At 68.4% G+C, this 14,195-nt stretch carries 13 protein-coding genes; 10 read left to right on the plus strand and 3 right to left on the minus strand.

The features are described from left to right. Together OUA97_RS15595 and OUA97_RS15600 are read left to right on the plus strand one after the other, a co-directional pair. Positions 1–524, plus strand: a 524-nt coding sequence (locus OUA97_RS15595; RefSeq protein WP_267232947.1) for an anti-sigma factor domain-containing protein, incomplete at its 5' end; no start/stop codon positions are given. Positions 525–679: 155 nt separating this feature from the next. Then, positions 680–1,153, plus strand: coding sequence for a YbjN domain-containing protein (locus OUA97_RS15600; protein WP_267232949.1), 474 nt, complete (start codon positions 680–682; stop codon positions 1,151–1,153). 46 nt (positions 1,154–1,199) lie between these two features. Here OUA97_RS15600 and carA read toward each other — a convergent pair whose 3' ends face one another. Together carA and OUA97_RS15610 are read right to left on the minus strand one after the other, a co-directional pair. Then, complete coding sequence (gene carA, locus OUA97_RS15605) at positions 1,200–2,372, minus strand: glutamine-hydrolyzing carbamoyl-phosphate synthase small subunit (RefSeq protein ID WP_267232950.1); 1,173 nt, start codon at positions 2,370–2,372, stop codon at positions 1,200–1,202. A 166-nt stretch (positions 2,373–2,538) separates the two neighbouring features. Further along, positions 2,539–3,651: a response regulator gene (locus OUA97_RS15610; RefSeq protein ID WP_267232951.1), complete on the minus strand. Its 1,113-nt coding sequence runs from the start codon at positions 3,649–3,651 to the stop codon at positions 2,539–2,541. A gap of 153 nt (positions 3,652–3,804) precedes the next feature. Here OUA97_RS15610 and OUA97_RS15615 point away from each other — a divergent pair, with 153 nt between their 5' ends. From OUA97_RS15615 to sigJ, 4 genes are all read left to right on the plus strand, one after another. Continuing rightward, entirely contained in the window at positions 3,805–4,500 is a 696-nt protein-coding gene (locus OUA97_RS15615) for an HAD family hydrolase (protein WP_267232952.1), read from the plus strand. Between the two features lie 73 nt (positions 4,501–4,573). Further along, positions 4,574–4,966: a hypothetical protein gene (locus OUA97_RS15620; protein WP_267232954.1), complete on the plus strand. Its 393-nt coding sequence runs from the start codon at positions 4,574–4,576 to the stop codon at positions 4,964–4,966. Further along, positions 4,966–5,517, plus strand: a complete 552-nt coding sequence (locus OUA97_RS15625) for a hypothetical protein (RefSeq protein ID WP_267232956.1) — start codon at positions 4,966–4,968, stop codon at positions 5,515–5,517. The genes OUA97_RS15620 and OUA97_RS15625 overlap by 1 nt, the downstream gene beginning before the upstream one ends. 10 nt (positions 5,518–5,527) lie before the next feature. Beyond that, a complete protein-coding gene (gene sigJ, locus OUA97_RS15630) occupies positions 5,528–6,397 on the plus strand; it encodes an RNA polymerase sigma factor SigJ (RefSeq protein ID WP_267232958.1) in 870 nt (289 codons plus the stop codon). On the opposite strand, the gene OUA97_RS15635 is transcribed toward sigJ, so the two are convergent. Next, positions 6,394–7,335, minus strand: coding sequence for a DUF808 domain-containing protein (locus OUA97_RS15635; protein ID WP_267232959.1), 942 nt, complete (start codon positions 7,333–7,335; stop codon positions 6,394–6,396). The two genes, sigJ and OUA97_RS15635, sit on opposite strands and share 4 nt — an antisense overlap. A 121-nt stretch (positions 7,336–7,456) precedes the next feature. On the opposite strand from OUA97_RS15635, the gene OUA97_RS15640 reads away from it, so the two are divergent. The 4 genes from OUA97_RS15640 (at position 7,457) to OUA97_RS15655 (ending at position 14,174) form a co-directional block, all read left to right on the plus strand. Beyond that, positions 7,457–8,527: a sensor histidine kinase gene (locus OUA97_RS15640; protein ID WP_267232960.1), complete on the plus strand. Its 1,071-nt coding sequence runs from the start codon at positions 7,457–7,459 to the stop codon at positions 8,525–8,527. Positions 8,528–8,571: 44 nt separating this feature from the next. Then, complete coding sequence (dnaG, locus tag OUA97_RS15645; protein ID WP_267232998.1) at positions 8,572–10,473, plus strand: DNA primase; 1,902 nt, start codon at positions 8,572–8,574, stop codon at positions 10,471–10,473. 79 nt (positions 10,474–10,552) lie between these two features. Further along, positions 10,553–12,496: an RNA polymerase sigma factor RpoD gene (rpoD, locus tag OUA97_RS15650; RefSeq protein WP_267232961.1), complete on the plus strand. Its 1,944-nt coding sequence runs from the start codon at positions 10,553–10,555 to the stop codon at positions 12,494–12,496. Between the two features lie 70 nt (positions 12,497–12,566). Beyond that, positions 12,567–14,174 (plus strand): M28 family metallopeptidase, encoded by a 1,608-nt coding sequence (locus OUA97_RS15655; protein WP_267232962.1) that lies wholly within the window; start codon positions 12,567–12,569, stop codon positions 14,172–14,174. The last annotated feature ends 21 nt before the right edge of the window (positions 14,175–14,195 follow it).

Consider the following 14,195-nt stretch of genomic DNA (forward strand, 5'->3'; position numbering starts at 1 on the left):
TGTGGGCGCAGATCGAGCGGCGGCTGGCGGCCAACGACAACGCCGCCGGCGTGCGCCGGCGGCTGCGGTTCTGGCGCACGGCGACGCTCGGCTCGATGGCGGTGACGGCGGCCAGCCTGGCGGCGGTGGCGTTCCTGGCCGCCCGTCCGCCCGAGGTGGTCACCCAGCCGCGGCCGCCGATGGGGCCGATGATGAACGCCAGGCTGATGAGCGGCGGCGGCCAGCCGATGTTCCTGGCGGCCTACGATCCGGAGCGGAAGGCGATCATGGTGGCCTCGCTGGTCCCGCCGGGGGCCGATCCTGACCACAGCCACGAGCTGTGGCTGATCCCCGCCGACGGGAGGCCGCGGTCGCTGGGGCTCATCGACCCCGGCGCCTCCAAGGCCATGCCGATGTCTGAGCCGATGGCGGAGATGACCAAGGAGGGGGTTTCCCTGGCCGTCACGGTCGAACCGCGCGGCGGTTCACGCGGGGACGGGCCGTCCGGGCCGATGGCGGCGGTCGGCAAGCTCACGCGGCTCTAGATCCGATTTGGATCGGATCTTGCTCGGGGATCTTTGAAATCGGGCGATTTCTTCGCTGAACCGGGAGCCGTTGCGGCGGAAAATGCTCTAGCGGCGCTGGTGCGGCGCGGGCGAAGCGCCCTATGTTCGCCGTCCAGTTGAGAGGTTTCTAGTCCATGAGAACGAGTCTGCTTGCGGCGAGCGCCGCGGGCCTGCTGCTGCTGTCAGCCGGCGCGGCGTCGGCGGCCCCCGAACTGCACAAGGACGGCATGACGGTGAAGGAGATCCAGGCCTGGCTGCTGGAGAGCGGTTACAAGGCCGAGCTGAAGAAGGATGACGGCGAAGGCTACGTCTCCAGCTCCGCGGAGGGCGTCAGCTTCGAGGTCTATCCCAACGACTGCAACGCCGGCCGCTGCGCCTCGATGCAGATGGTCGCGGCGTTCAACGTGAAGACCAAGCTGAACGCCGAGAAAGCGAACGAGTGGAACTCGGCCAAGCGCTACGTCGACTGCTACATCGACGACGAGGGCGATCCCTGGTTCACCTACGACATCAATGTCAGCCCGGGCGGCACGCGCGCGGCGCTCGACGACAACTTCAGCGTCTGGCTGAGCTTCCTGCCCGACATCAAAGAGCACATCGGGTGGTAGAACGAGAAAGGCCGACGCCTGAGCGCCGGCCTTTCGTCTTTTTCGTCTATTTCTTCGCCGCGTCCATGTAGCCGGCGAAGCGCTCGAACAGGTAGAGCGAGTCCGTCGGGCCGGGGGAAGCCTCCGGGTGGTGCTGGACGCTGAACACCGGGCGGTCCTTCAGGGCGATGCCGGCGTTGGTGCCGTCGAACAGCGAGACGTGGGTCTCGACCACCGGTTCGGGCAGGCTGTCGCGGTCCACGGTGAAGCCGTGGTTCATCGAGACGATCTCGACCTTGCCGGTCGTCACGTCCTTCACCGGGTGGTTCGCGCCGTGGTGGCCCTGTTCCATCTTGACGGTCCTGGCGCCGAGGGCGCGGGCCATCATCTGGTGGCCCAGGCAGATGCCGAACACCGGCACGCCGCTCTCGACCAGCTTCTTGATCTCCGGAACGGCGTACTCGCCGGTCGCGGCCGGGTCGCCGGGGCCGTTCGACAGCAGCACGCCGTCGGGCTTGCGGGCCAGGACCTCCTCGGCGGTGGTCTTGGCCGGCACGACGGTGACCCGAGCGCCGATCGAGGTCAGGGCGCGCAGGATGTTGCGCTTCACGCCGTAGTCCAGGACCACGACCTCGTACTTGGCCTCGGGCGCGGGCTTGGCGTAGCCCTCGGGCCAGTTCCACAGGCCCTCGTCATAGACGAACGGCTGCAGGCAGGAGGCGTCCTTGGCAAGGTCCGCGCCTTCGAGGCCGGCCCAGGCCTTGGCCTTTTCGACTAGGGCGGGAATGTCGAACCTGCCGTCCGGATCATGGGCGATGACGCCGTGCGGCATGCCGTTCTCGCGGATCGAGCGAGTCAGGGCGCGGGTGTCGACGCCGGCCAGGCCGATGACGCCGCGGCGCTTCATCCAGGTGTCGAGGTCGCCGTCGGCGCGCCAGTTGGCCGGCGCGGTGGGCACGTCGCGGAAGATCGCGCCGCGCGCCGCGGTTTCGGCTGAGCCGGACATCTGCTCGATGTCTTCGAGATTCACCCCGACATTGCCCATGTGCGGGAAGGTGAAGGCGACGATCTGCGACATGTAGGAGGGGTCCGTCAGGATCTCCTGATAGCCGGTCATGGCGGTGTTGAAGCAGACCTCGCCGACCGCGTCGCCGGTCGCGCCGACGCCGACGCCCTGCAATACGGTTCCATTGGCGAGAACCAGAACGCCCGTGACACCCGGGAGCAGTTCAACAGTCATCTGGCGTCTCCATTAGAGGGGGGCATGCTCGCAAAAAGACGGGCCAGGGTGAACCCCGCCCGTTCTTCAACTGTCCGCATGTTTCGGCAAACGGCCGCGTACCTACTGACTCGCGCCGGGCGGGTCAATGCGGCGCGCCGGCCTTCCGTCGGGTTTCGCCTCGAGGTCAGCCGGTCAGCACGCCGGAGATCGCCTCGAACAGGGCGTCGGCGCGCACCGGCTTGCCGATGTGCCGGTCGGCGCCGGCTTCGGTCGAGGACCTCAGATCATCCGGCGAGGTGTTGGCGCTGATCACGATGATCGGCGCGCGGGGCAGACCGGAGCCCTCGGCCTTGCGGATCGCGCGGATCGCGGTCAGGCCGTCCATCACCGGCATCCGCAGGTCCATCAGCACCAGGTCGAAGCCGCCGCGCCGCCAGGCCTCGACCGCCTCCTCGCCGTTCTCCACGCTGGTCACCTCCGCGCCGGCCGCACCCAGCATCAGCTCGAGCACCTTGCGATTGGTCGGGTTGTCGTCGGCGGCCAGGATCCGCAGGGCAGGGGCCTCGCCGTCCTGGATCGGGGCCTGGGCGGCGTCGGTCTCATGCGCGGCGTCGCCGTAGTCCAGCAGGCCGCCGACAAGCCGGTCGAGCTGGCGGGCCGAGCCGCGGATGTCGGCGATCAGGCCGTGCTGCTCGTCGGTAAGCGAGGTGCGTTCGAGCGCCGCGATCAGGCCCAGGACGCCGTTCAGCGGCGTGCGCAGCTCGTGGCTCATGTCGGCGACGAACTCGGTCTTGGCGCGGCTGGCGACCTCGGCGCGGTGCAGCGCGTCCTCCAGCGCCGCGGCCTGGCGCTTCATCTCCGTGATGTCGACCCGCAGGCCGATCACCCCGCCGTCGGCGGTGCGCCGTTCCTCGATCATCAGCCAGCGGCCGTCGGCGAGACGCTGTTCGTGACGCTCGCCGGTGGGGTTCTTCAGCTTGGCCAGGCGCGCGGCCAGCCATTCCTCCTCGCGGCCGACGGCGTCGGGATAGTCACCGCGGGCGACGCCCGTGCGCAGGGTGTCGGCCAGGGTGACCTGCGACGAGAACAGGTCGGCTGAGCGATGGTAGATCTCGGCGTATCGCTTGTTCCAGAGCAGGTAGCGCCCATCAGCGTCGAGGAAGACGATGCCCTCGGGCAGCAGGTCGAGCGCCTCGCGCAGGCGCTGACCGGCGATGACGGCCTGCGCGTTGGCGGCGGCCAGCGCCCGCCCGCCCAGCAGGCGGGCGATTCGGTCCCGAAGCCTGACCCTCGGCATTTCGCTCCCCGACGATTCTCCCCCAAGCCCATGAAGCGCCGATCCTCCCGGAGCCAGGCGAACTGAGACGCGCGGGACCGCGGATCGCGCGTTAAGCTCAAGCTTTGGGCGCCGGGGTTCGCTTTTCGCGCGCGAGCGTCTATTTCGGCGGCCATGAGCATTACGACGGTCGGCCTCGATGCCGATGACACCCTCTGGCACAACGAGACGATTTTCCGGCTGACCCATGACAGGTTCAGCGAGCTGCTGTCCGACGTCGCCGACAAGGCGACGCTGGAGACGCGGCTGGCCGAGGTCGAGAAGCGCAATCTGCGGCTCTACGGCTACGGGGTGAAGGGCTTTACCCTGTCGATGATCGAGACGGCCATGGAGATGACCGGCGGCGAGGCGCCCGGCCACGTGATCCGCGAGATCCTGGCGGTCGGCCGCGAGATGCTGAGCGAGCCGGTCGAGCCGTTGCCCGGGGTCGACGACACCCTGGCCGAGCTTTCCAAGCGCTACCGGCTGGTGCTGATCACCAAGGGCGACCTGCTGCACCAGGAGCAGAAGCTCGCCGCCTCGGGCCTGGGCGACCTGTTCGCGGCCGTCGAGATCGTCAGCGAGAAGGACGCCTCGACCTATAGCCGCGTCTTCGCCCGCCACGGCACCGGCGCCGAGCAGGCGGTGATGTGCGGCAACTCGATGCGCTCGGACATCCTGCCGGCGATCGAGGCCGGGGCCTACGGCGCCTATGTGCCCTATCCGCTGATCTGGGCGCACGAGATGGCCGACGCGCCCGAGGGGCATGCGCGCTTCGCCGAACTGGCCAGCATCCGTGACCTGCCGGCCTGGATCGACGGGCTGGACTGACGATTTTTCCGCCGCCGGTGTCACAGCCGGCGGCGCCGGGCCGTCCTTGCGGGCGATGGTTCGGAGAAATCACATGTCGCGCATTCTCGCCGCCGCCTTGGCGGTGCTGCTGGGGCTCAACGCCCTGGCGATGCTGGTTGCTTCCTTCTGGTGGTACAACACCGTACCGGGCGTCATAGCCACCGGCCCCTACAATCCCCATTTCGTTCGTGACATCGGGGCGACCTATTTGGTCGTCGCCGGCGGCCTGGCCTGGTTCGCCATGAGGCCGGTCCAGGGCTGGCCGGCGCTGGTCGCCGGCGCCGCCTTCCTGGTGCTGCACGCCGCCGTCCACGTGTTCGACGCCAGCTGTTCGGCCGATCCGATCGCCGATCTGATCCGCGACCTGCCGGGCGTGTTCGCTCCGGCGCTGATCGCCGCCGCCGTCGCCGTCTTCAACCGCCCCGCCAGGACAGGAGCCGCCTGATGCTGAAAGCCCTGCTCGCCCGCCAGATCGGCAAGATGGAACGCCGCTGGGGCTATGACGCCAGCTATCTGCGCCATGTCCTGGCCGCCAATACCGGCAGCCTGCTGCGGTTCGGGCTGGTCGGCTCGATGGTCGACGCCAAGTCCGCGCCCGCCTCGGCCATCGCGGCGGCCAAGCTGGTCGGGACCCTGGCCGAGGACTGCGGACCCTGCACCCAGATCGTCGTCGACATGGCTTCGGCCGAAGGCGTCTCGCCGCAGGTCCTGCGCGCCCTGCTGGCGGGCGACGAGGGGGCGATGTGCGGGGAGGCGGCCCTGGCCTGGCGCTTCGCCCGCGCCAGCCTGGCCCGCGACATGGCCGCCGCCGACCCGCTACGGGACGAGATCGTCCGCCGCTGGGGCGACCGGGGGCTGGTGGCGCTCGGCCTCGCCCTGACGACCGCACGCATGTACCCGACGCTCAAATACGCGCTCGGCTACGGCAAGAGCTGTTCAAAGGTGACCGTGGACGGCCAGGCCGCTCAGGTGGCCCATGCCCCGCTGGCGGCGTAGGATCCCGTCCATGGTCGCCGACGTCGAAACCTTCGAGGCCCAGCGCCAGCGCCTGACCCGGCTGGCCTATCGGATGCTGGGCTCGGTCGCCGAGGCCGAGGATGCGGTCCAGGACGCATGGCTGCGCTGGACGCGGACGGACGAGGAGGTCCGCGACCCGGCCGGCTGGCTGGTGCGGGTGACCAGCCGGCTGTGCATCGACCGTCTGCGCTCGGCCAAGGTTCAGCGGGAGGCCTATCGCGGCCCCTGGCTGCCCGAGCCGCTGATCGAGGAACTGAGCGTCGATCCGCTCGAGCGGGCCGAGGACGTGTCGGTCGCCTTCCTGCTGGCGCTGGAGCGGCTGTCGCCGCTGGAGCGGGCGGTGTTCCTGCTGCACGACGTGTTCGACGAGGACTACGCCTCGGTCGCCGAGACCCTGGGACGCAACGAAGCGGCGGTGCGTCAACTGGCCGCTCGCGCTCGCACCCACGTCAAGGACAGCAAGCCGCGCTTCACGGTCAGCCAGGAAGACGCGGCCAAGCTCGCCGCCGCCTTCATGGCCGCGGCCGCCCAGGGCGACATGAAGGCGCTGTCGGCCGTGCTCGCCGAGGACGCGGTGCTGATCTCGGACGGGGGCGGCAAGCGCGCTGCGGCGCTGCGGCCGATGAGCGGGCGCGAGGACATCATCCGCCTGCTGGAGGGCATCGCCTGGCGTGCAGGCGGTTCGCCCCTGTGGCCGGTCAGCTTCCGCGCCGTGCGGATCAACGGTTATCCCGGCGTGATCATGGAACGCGAGGACGGCCCGATGACGGTGGCGTTCCAGCCGGGGGAGGACGGCAAGCTGGCGGCGATCTATCTGGTGCGCAATCCGGACAAGCTAGGGCGCCTGCCGGCCCCCTAGTGCGCGGCGGCCTTGCGCTTGGGCGCCAGGTGCAGGACGCCGGCGATGATCGCGCCGATCACGAAGCCGACGACCGCCGAGCCGACGGCGAAGGTCAGCCAGCCGGTGACCGGCCCGATCGCGGGAACCTGGCCGGCCCAGTGCGCCGCGCCTTCGACCCAGACCGGGACCGGCGTCAGGTGGAAGTGCTCCAGGCCGTGGACGATGATGCCGCCGCCCACCCACAGCATGGCCGCGGTGCCGATGACGGTCAGCCAACTCATAACCACCGGCATGCCCTTGACCAGGCCGCGCCCCAGGGCCCGGCCGCCGCGGGAGTTGCCGCGGGCCATGTGCAGGCCGATGTCGTCCATCTTCACGATCAGACCCACCACGCCATAGACCGCTGCGGTGATGAGGATTCCGACCAGGAGCAGGGCGCCGGCCTGGATCCCGATCGGGCGGTCGGCGACGTCGGCCAGGGCGATGGCCATGATTTCCGCCGAGAGGATGAAGTCGGTGCGGATGGCGCCGGCGACCTTCTGGTTCTCGAGATCCTTGGCGCTGAGCGCCAGTTCCTCGGGCTCGTCGGCTTCGTCGTGGCCGCTGATCGCCTCGATGATCTTCTCGGTGGCCTCGAAGCAGAGATAGGCGCCCCCCATCATCAGCAGCGGCGTCACCGCCCAGGGGGCGAAGGCGCTGAGCAGCAGCGCGCCCGGCAGCAGGAACAGCAGCTTGTTACGCAGCGAGCCGATGGCGATGCGCAGCACGATGGGCAACTCGCGGTCCGGCGTGAAGCCCATGGCGTAGCCTGGCGTCACCGCGGTGTCGTCGACCACCACCCCGACCGCCTTGGCCCCGGCCTTGCCGGCGGCGGCGCCGACGTCATCGATCGAGGCGGCGGCGACCTTGGCTATGCCTGCGACGTCGTCGAGCAGCGCGACAAGTCCGGAAGCCATCGGGAACCTCTGCTGATTGAAAGACTTGAGCCTGTACCATGGGTCGGTACGAGCTAACCGCGCGAGCGTAAAGGCCGCTTTGCTCCTCCGTCCCGACGGGCTGTGGATGGGATTGGTTTCGATGCAACGGCCGAGCAAGGATGGAGATCCTGCGCCGTTTGTGGTCGGCGACAGTCGGATGATCCGGCTGGTGCGCGAGTTTGACTGGGCGGCGACGTCGCTCGGGGCGGCTTCCGACTGGCCGCCCGAGCTCAAGACGATGGTCAATTTCATCCTGGAGTCGCAGTTTCCGGCCGCCATCGTGTGGGGTAAGGATCTGACGACGATCTACAACGATGCCTTCCTGCCGATCCTGGGCGACAAGCCCGAGGCGCTGGGGCGCTCGTTCGCCGACGTCTGGGCGGAGGTCTGGGACCAGATCGGACCCATCCTGGATCGCGCCTTCGCGGGCGAGGCGACGTTCATCAAGGACTTTCCGTTGATCGTGAACCGTTCCGAGGCACCCGCGCAGGCTTGGTTCACCTTCTGCTACAGCCCATTGCGCCTGGCGAGCGGCGACATCTGCGGCGTGGTCGATACGGTGGTCGAGACCACCGCCACCGTGCGGGCCCACGCCGACATGGACCTCCTGGCCCTGGAGATGAGCCACCGGCTGAAGAACACCATGGCCACCGTCCAGGCGCTGGCGGCGCAGTCGCTGAAAGAGGTGGTCGAGCGCAGCGTGGTCGAGGAATTCCTCGACCGGATCGTCACCCTCGGCAATGCGCACGACGTGCTGTTCCGCCAGAACTGGCAGGCGGTGTCGCTGCTGCGGGTCGCCGAGGCCACGCTGGCGCCGCTTGATGGCCTCGGACAGATCCATTTGAAGGGGCGCGACGTCCAGATCGGCGTGCGGACCACGATGGCGCTGTCGCTGGTGCTGCACGAACTGGCCACCAATGCGGCGAAGTACGGGGCGCTGTCGACGCCCCAAGGCCGTGTCGAACTGGAATGGAGCGTGCAGGCCGGGACCTTCCACCTGCGCTGGCGCGAGCGCGGCGGCCCGCCGGTCCGATCGCCGACCCACACGGGCTTCGGCACCCGGCTGATCGACCTGGGGCTTACGCCGGACGGCTCGGTGGAGCGGCGCTATGGGGCCCGGGGCGTCGAGGTCGACATCGAAGCGCCTGTGCACGGATTGCTGGATCAGTGAGCTAGGGGCTACGCCGATGCCTCGTGCGCTGTATCATCGCCGCCGTGCGGGTCGACGAACATTTCCTGGATGAGATCAAATCACGCCTCCGCCCGTCGGATGTGATCGGGCGGACGGTGAAGCTGCGCAAGCAGGGCCGCGAGTATGTCGGCCTGTCGCCGTTCAACAAGGAAAAGACGCCGTCGTTCTATGTGAACGACGAGAAGGGTCAGTTCTTTGATTTCTCGTCGGGCAAGAACGGCGACCTGATCACCTTCCTCCAGGAAACCGAGCGCCTGACCTTCATGGAGGCGGTCGAGCGGCTGGCCGCTGAGGCGGGCCTGTCGATGCCCGAGGCCGACCCCCGCTCGGCCGAGCAGGAGCGCCAGCGCCAGGGCCTGTCCGACTGGATGGAGGCGGCCGCCCAATGGTTCGAGGGCGCGCTGCGCCGGCCCGAGGGCAAGGAAGCCCGCGCCTACCTGGAACGCCGCGGCCTGCCGGAATCCGAATGGGCGCGATTTCGCCTCGGCTTTTCGCCGCCGGGCCGGACGGCGCTGAAGGACTATCTGATCACCAAGGGCGCGCGGCCAGGGGAACTGGTCGAGGCCGGCCTGCTGATCGCGCCGGAGGAGGGCGGGGCGCCCTACGACCGATTCCGCGACCGCATCATCTTTCCGATCTCCGACCACCGCGGCCGGATCCTGTCGTTCGGCGGCCGGGCGATGGATCCGCAGGCCCGAGCCAAGTACCTCAACGGGCCGGAAAGCCCGCTGTTTCACAAGGGCCGCACGCTCTACGGCATCGGCGAGGCCCGCAAGATCCTCGGCGCGGCCCCTAGCGGCGAGAGCCCGCCCCTGGTCGTGGTCGAAGGCTACATGGATGCGATCGCATGCCAGCGGGCCGGGGTCGCCGCCGTGGCGCCCCTGGGCACCGCGCTTACCGAAGAGCAGATGGAGATGCTCTGGCGGCTGCACGGCGAGCCGACCCTTTCGTTCGATGGCGACCGGGCCGGGCGCCAGGCGGCCTCGCGCTCCATCGACCGGGCGCTGCCGCTGCTCAAGCCTGGCAAGAGCTTCAAGTTCGCGATCGTCGAGGGCGGCAAGGATCCCGACGAGGTGCTGCGCGAGCAGGGCGCGCCGGCGCTCCGCGCCCAGTTGTCGCAGACCACGGCGTTCGTCGATGCGCTGTTCACCCGCGAACACGATCTTGAACCGCTGGACACGCCCGAGCGGCGAGCCGGCTTCAAGAACCGCCTGCGCAACGCCGCGGCGCTGATCGCCGACAAGGACCTGCAGCAGGCCTATCGCGAAGCGTTGATGGAGCGGTTCGATGCGACCGGCCCGAGGGCGCGCGCGGCCCCCGAGCAAGGCGCCCGGCCGCAACGTGGAAATGCAGGCGGTTCAAGAGGTTGGCGCGGCGGCGGGCGCGAATGGATCGACCCTGCGCCGACCGAGGCCGGGCGCGAGGCGGCGCGCCGGCTGGCCGTGTCGATCGACCCGGTGGCCGCCGCCCTCGCCAAGTATGCGATCGCCGATCCTGGCGTTCTGGACGAACATCTGGAGAACTCGTTCCTCGCCAAAGGCTTCGGTGTGGAAGCTCTAGCGAAGCTGACGGGCGAGATCATTGGTTTCAGATTGGAGGCCGATCATCTTGACAGCGCGACTCTTGCACGCCATCTGGCCTCTTGCGGGTTTAATGCGCTGCTGACAGACATCGACCGGGCCGCTGCGAAATCGGGCGCGCCCATCTTGAAACCGGATGTCTCCCTCGACGTCGCTAGATCCCAGTGGTCGCATGCTTTCGCGGGCCTTTCACGGCTCGCGGCGCTCGACGAGGCTATTGCGTCCGCAAAGGGAAACCTTAGCGGTCGTTCCGATATGGAAGCTCTCGAGCGTCTGAAAGGCGAACGCGACACGCTGAAACGCGCGATCAGAACGGGAACGATTTGGGCGGGAGAAGGGTCGTAAGGGAGTACGACCGTCTTATCGCTATTGGAGCATCTTCGGCCCGCGCCTTGCATGGCGCAGCCGAAATCCGGAGACCTAGATGAGCACCAACACGGCTGAAGCGGAAACCACGGAAACGACTGGCGGTGATGGTCCGCTGCTCGACCTCACCGACGCCGGCGTAAAGAAGTTCATCAAGCAGGCCAAGGCCCGCGGCTACGTCACCATGGACGAGCTGAACAAGGTCCTGCCCTCTGAGGAAGTCACCTCCGAGGCCATCGAAGACACCCTCGCCATGCTCTCGGAGATGGGCGTCAACGTCGTTGAGGCTGAAGAGGACGCCGAGGGCGGCGAAGTCGCCGTTCGCGAAGAGACGGCCGTCGTCGAGACGACCAAGGAGCCGGCCTACGACCGGACCGACGACCCCGTGCGCATGTACCTGCGCGAGATGGGTTCGGTGGAGCTGCTCTCGCGCGAGGGCGAAATCGCCATCGCCAAGCGCATCGAGGCCGGCCGCGACACGATGATCCGCGGGCTGTGCGAAAGCGCCCTGACCTTCGAAGCCATCATGGTCTGGCGCGAGGAGCTCGGCTCCGGCCGCATCCTGCTGCGCGAGGTCATCGACCTCGAACAGACCTACGGCGGCGCCAACGCCGCGGCGGCCGAACTGGCCGGCGGGACTGAAGGCGAGAGCGAAGAAGAAGAGACCACCGAAGACGGCGAGGCCGTCGCCAAGGCTGAGGGCGCCGAGGACGACGACGACTTCGACGACGGCGCCGGTCCGACGATCAGCGCCATGGAAGGCGAACTGCGCGAAGGGGTCATGGCGACCCTCGACGCCATCGCCTCGGAGTTCGACTCGTTTCGCGCGCTGCAGGAAAAGCTGGTCGGCAAGCGCCTGAAGGGCGAAGACCTCTCGGACGCCGACCGCAAGGCCTACACCAGCGCCTCGCTGGCCATCGTCCAGCACCTGAAGACGCTGAAGCTGAACAACAACCGCATCGAGGCGCTGGTCGAGCAGCTCTATGCGATCAACAAGCGCCTGATGGGCCTGGAAGGCCGCCTGCTGCGCCTGGCCGACAGCTACGGCATTTCGCGCTCGGAGTTCCTCAAGGCCTATTTCGGCCAGGAGCTGTCGCCGAACTGGACCGACCAGGTGAAGCCGCTGGGCGTGCGCTGGACCAAGTTCGTCGAGAACGACGCCGGCCAGATCGGCGACATCCGCGCCGAGGTCGCCGCCCTGGCCACCGAAACCGGCGTGCCGATCGACGACTACCGCCGTATCGTCCAGACCGTCCAGAAGGGCGAGCGCGAAGCGCGTCAAGCCAAGAAGGAAATGGTCGAGGCCAACCTGCGCCTCGTGATCTCCATCGCCAAGAAGTACACCAACCGCGGCCTGCAGTTCCTGGACCTGATCCAGGAAGGCAACATCGGGTTGATGAAGGCGGTCGACAAGTTCGAGTACCGCCGCGGCTACAAGTTCTCGACCTATGCGACCTGGTGGATCCGTCAGGCGATCACCCGCTCGATCGCCGACCAGGCCCGCACGATCCGGATCCCGGTGCACATGATCGAGACGATCAACAAGATCGTCCGCACCAGCCGCCAGATGCTGCACGAGATCGGCCGCGAGCCGACCCCGGAGGAACTGGCTGAAAAGCTGGCCATGCCGCTGGAAAAGGTCCGCAAGGTCCTGAAGATCGCCAAGGAGCCGATCTCGCTCGAAACCCCGATCGGGGACGAGGAAGACAGCCACCTGGGCGACTTCATCGAGGACAAGAACGCGATCCTGCCGATCGACGCCGCGATCCAGTCGAACCTGCGCGAGACCACCACCCGCGTGCTGGCTTCGCTGACGCCGCGCGAGGAGCGCGTCCTGCGCATGCGCTTCGGGATCGGCATGAACACCGACCACACCCTCGAAGAGGTCGGTCAGCAGTTCAGCGTCACCCGCGAACGGATCCGTCAGATCGAGGCCAAGGCGCTTCGCAAGCTGAAGCACCCGTCGCGTTCGCGGAAGCTGCGCAGCTTCCTCGACAGCTAAGACTATTCGGCGCTGGCAGCGCCCTGACGCCCTCGACTAAGCTCTGCGGAGGTTGGTCGAGGGCGTTTTTATGAGTCTTTCCCTAGCATTGGCGCGGGCGCTTGCCGGCGCGGCCGCGCTCGCGGCGGCGTCGACCGGCGTCCAGGCTCAGCCGGACGACCGCGGGGCCGACCGCATCAAGGCCCATGTCGCCTTCCTGGCCGACGACCTGCTGCAGGGGCGCGAGGCGGGGACGCCCGGCTTCGATATCGCCGCGGCCTATGTCGCCAGCCAACTCGCGCAACTGGGCGTGCAGCCCGGCGCGGCCGATGGGACCTACTTCCAGCGCGTGTCGATGGTCGCCGGTCGGTCGTCGGACGAGGGGGCGCTTGTCCTGACCTCGAAGGCCGGGCCGACGCCGCTGAAATTCGGAGAGGACTATCTTCCCGGCCGCAATCTGCTGTCGGCGACGACGCATGTGGCGGCGCCGCTGGTCTTCGTCGGCTACGGCGTGCGCACAGCCAGGCAGGACGACTATGCCGGCCTCAACGTGAAGGGGAAGATCGTCGTCGCGCTCAGCGGCGCGCCCGCCGGCCTCCAGACCGAAGAGCGCGCCTACTACGCCAACTCCCGCACCAAGCGCCTGGCGGCCGAGGCGCGGGGCGCGGTCGGCTTCATCACCATCATGGCGCCTTCCGACGAGACGCGGCGACCGTTCGCCAACAGCGCGCGCCAGTGGCGCAACTGGGGCATGGCCTGGCGCACGGAGGCCGGAGAGGCCTTCTCGCCCGCCGCATCGACCCCCGATCTGGGAATGCTGAGCGTGACCGGGGCGGCCAAGCTGTTCGTCGGCGCGCGCCGGTCCTACGACGAGGTGGTCAAGGCTGCGGAGGCCGGCGCGCCGCCCCGCTTCGCCCTGGCTCAGGGCCTCGACGCAACGATCAACACCGAGGCGAAGCTCGTCGAAAGCGCCAACGTCGTCGGCCGCATCGAGGGCGCCGACCCGAAGCTGAAGGGCGAGGTCGTCGTGCTGTCCGCCCACCTCGACCACATCGGCGTGACCCCGCCAATCAACGGCGACAGCATCAACAACGGCGCGCTCGACAACGCCGGCGGGGTGGCGACGACGCTGGAGGTCGCCCGCGCCTTCGTCGAGGGCGAGCGGCCGCGTCGGACGCTGCTGTTCCTGCTGAACACCGCCGAGGAGAAGGGCTTGGTCGGCTCGGACTATTTCGCGCGCAACCCGCCGACCTCGGCGCCGATCGTGGCGAACATCAATCTCGACATGCCGATCCTGACCTACGATTTCGTCGACGTGGTCGCTTTTGGGGCCGAACGCTCCAGCCTCGGCCCGGCGGTGCAGCGCGCGGCCGGACGCATGGGCGTGAGGCTGTCGCCGGACCCGCTGCCCGAGGAGGGGCTGTTCACTCGCAGCGACCATTATCGCTTCGTCGAGCAGGGCGTGCCGTCGGTGTTTCTGATGACCGGCTTCGAGAACAGCGGGCGAGAGGCCTTCACCTCGTTCCTCAAGGACCACTACCACAAGCCTAGCGACGACCTTTCGCTGCCGATCGACTACCGCGCCGGGGCGAAGTTCGCGGCGATCAACTACGAGATCGCGCGCGAGGTGGCCGACGCCGACGCCCGTCCGGCCTGGAACGACGGCGACTTCTTCGGGACGCTGTTCGTCAGACCGTGACAGAACGCTGATAGGCGAGCA

Source organism: Phenylobacterium sp. 58.2.17, assembly GCF_026411515.1.
Lineage (GTDB): Bacteria > Pseudomonadota > Alphaproteobacteria > Caulobacterales > Caulobacteraceae > Phenylobacterium.

Coding starts and splice junctions, on each gene's coding strand:
- OUA97_RS15620 (WP_267232954.1), top strand. CDS start 4,574: ATGTCGCGCATTCTCGCCGCCGCCTTGGCGGTGCTGCTGGGGCTCAAC.
- rpoD (WP_267232961.1), top strand. CDS start 10,553: ATGAGCACCAACACGGCTGAAGCGGAAACCACGGAAACGACTGGCGGT.
- OUA97_RS15635 (WP_267232959.1), bottom strand. CDS start 7,335: ATGGCTTCCGGACTTGTCGCGCTGCTCGACGACGTCGCAGGCATAGCC.
- OUA97_RS15625 (WP_267232956.1), top strand. CDS start 4,966: ATGCTGAAAGCCCTGCTCGCCCGCCAGATCGGCAAGATGGAACGCCGC.
- OUA97_RS15655 (WP_267232962.1), top strand. CDS start 12,567: ATGAGTCTTTCCCTAGCATTGGCGCGGGCGCTTGCCGGCGCGGCCGCG.
- OUA97_RS15610 (WP_267232951.1), bottom strand. CDS start 3,651: ATGCCGAGGGTCAGGCTTCGGGACCGAATCGCCCGCCTGCTGGGCGGG.
- sigJ (WP_267232958.1), top strand. CDS start 5,528: ATGGTCGCCGACGTCGAAACCTTCGAGGCCCAGCGCCAGCGCCTGACC.
- OUA97_RS15600 (WP_267232949.1), top strand. CDS start 680: ATGAGAACGAGTCTGCTTGCGGCGAGCGCCGCGGGCCTGCTGCTGCTG.
- OUA97_RS15640 (WP_267232960.1), top strand. CDS start 7,457: ATGCAACGGCCGAGCAAGGATGGAGATCCTGCGCCGTTTGTGGTCGGC.
- carA (WP_267232950.1), bottom strand. CDS start 2,372: ATGACTGTTGAACTGCTCCCGGGTGTCACGGGCGTTCTGGTTCTCGCC.
- OUA97_RS15615 (WP_267232952.1), top strand. CDS start 3,805: ATGAGCATTACGACGGTCGGCCTCGATGCCGATGACACCCTCTGGCAC.